A 1,229-nucleotide genomic window follows, 5' to 3' on the forward strand; every position below is an offset into this window, starting at 1 on the left:
AGGTGTAATAGCCTAGACTAAATCTGACAGTGGTTGGTTATCCATGCCGCCGCACATCGGTGCGAAGGGCGTAGCCCAGAGTGCCAGTGTGCGGCGGAATCCACAAGGAGTCCGCCATGACTCAGGAACAGAAAGTCATCCGTGCCAAGGTCGGCATACTGGAACTGGCCCGGCAACTGGGCAACGTGAGCCAGGCCTGCCGCGTCATGGGCTATTCGCGCGATAGCTTCTACCGCTTCAAGGAGTTGTACGAGCGAGGCGGCGAAGCCGCGTTGCAGGAGATTTCGCGACGCCGGCCACTGCTCAAGAATCGCGTCGATCCCGAGGTCGAAACCGCCGTGGTAGCCCTGGCGCTCGAATTGCCCGCCTATGGCCAGATCCGCATTGCCAACGAGGTCCTCAAACGCCATGCCCTGCACGTGTCGCCGCAGGGCGTGCGCAGCATCTGGCTGCGTCACGACCTGGAGACCATGAACAAGCGCCTGAAGGCGCTGGAAGCCAAATCCGCGCAGGAAGGGCTGGTCCTGACCGAGTCGCAACTGGCCGCGCTGGAGCGCGCCAAGCTGGAAAAGGAAACCCACGGGGAATTCGAATCCGAGTGCCCCGGCTATTGCGGCGCCCAGGACACCTTCTATGTCGGCACCCTCAAGGGCGTGGGCCGCGTCTACCAGCAGACCTTCGTCGACACCTACTCTAAGGTGGCCTTTGCCAAGCTCTACGATCGCAAGACCCCGTTGCCAGCCGCCGACCTGCTCAACGACCGCGTTGTGCCGTTCTTTGACAGCTATGGCATCCCGCTGTCGCGCGTGCTGACCGACCGCGGCACCGAGTACTGCGGCAACCCTGAGCATCACGAATACGAGCTCTATCTGGCCGTGGAAAACATCGACCATACCCGGACGCGGGCCAGGTCGCCCCAGACCAACGGCATCGTCGAACGGCTGCACAAAACCATGCTCAACGAGTTCTATCGCATCGCCTTTCGCAAGAAGGTCTACGACTCGATCGGCACATTGCAGCTCGATCTCGATGCCTGGCTTGACCAGTACAACAACCAGCGAGAACATCAGGGGCGATGGTGTTACGGCAAAACGCCCATGCGCACCTTCCTCGACTCGCTGGAACTCGCCAAGGAGAAACTGATCCCGCATTGAGTCGCGCTTCTCGATTCAACAGCCCGACTATCTGTCAGATCGAGTCCCAGCTAATACACCTTAAGGCGATGTGAG

General features: G+C 60.4%; 1 protein-coding gene. It reads left to right on the forward strand.

What is annotated here, in order from left to right:
* The first annotated feature begins 116 nt into the window (after positions 1 to 116).
* Complete coding sequence (locus AC1DMG_RS22225; RefSeq protein WP_441637739.1) at positions 117 to 1,154, forward strand: IS481 family transposase; 1,038 nt, start codon at positions 117 to 119, stop codon at positions 1,152 to 1,154.
* Positions 1,155 to 1,229: the final 75 nt, after the last annotated feature.

The sequence above is a fragment of the Dyella sp. 01N36 genome (assembly GCF_056399745.1).